This is a genomic window from Paraburkholderia sp. UYCP14C, from assembly GCF_004197395.1.
Taxonomy (GTDB): domain Bacteria; phylum Pseudomonadota; class Gammaproteobacteria; order Burkholderiales; family Burkholderiaceae; genus Paraburkholderia.
Map to the genome: position 1 here is coordinate 1 of NZ_SELS01000359.1, position 389 is coordinate 389.

The following is a 389-nucleotide window of genomic DNA, read 5'->3' on the forward strand; positions in this document are numbered from 1 at the left end:
AGCACTTCGTCGAGATATTCGCTGCACAGACGGAAGGTTTCTTCGCCGACGAGTTTCACCGCGGTGCCGTCGGAGAACAGGCCCACTTCGTTCAGCGTCACGCGCTCGCCGGCCTTCAGCGACGCGGCCATCGCGCACGAATCGTCGGTCTGCACGCCGATCACCTTGATCTCGGGTCGCACCGATTTCACGTATGCGGCGACACCTGCCGCAAGACCACCACCACCGATCGGCACAAAGATCGCGTGAATCGGACCCTGATGCTGGCTGAGGATTTCCATCGCTACCGTGCCCTGGCCCGCGATCACGTAGGGATCGTCGAACGGATGCACGAAGGTCAGGCCACGTTCTTCCTGCAGCTTGACCGCGTGACCATACGCATCGCTATA

The 389-nt window shown here is 61.2% G+C and carries 1 protein-coding gene; it reads right to left on the bottom strand.

Annotation, left to right across the window (positions count from 1 at the left end; genetic code table 11):
• Positions 1-389 (bottom strand): pyridoxal-phosphate dependent enzyme (locus EVC45_RS45210; protein WP_129964424.1); only part of this gene is annotated, 389 nt, incomplete at both ends.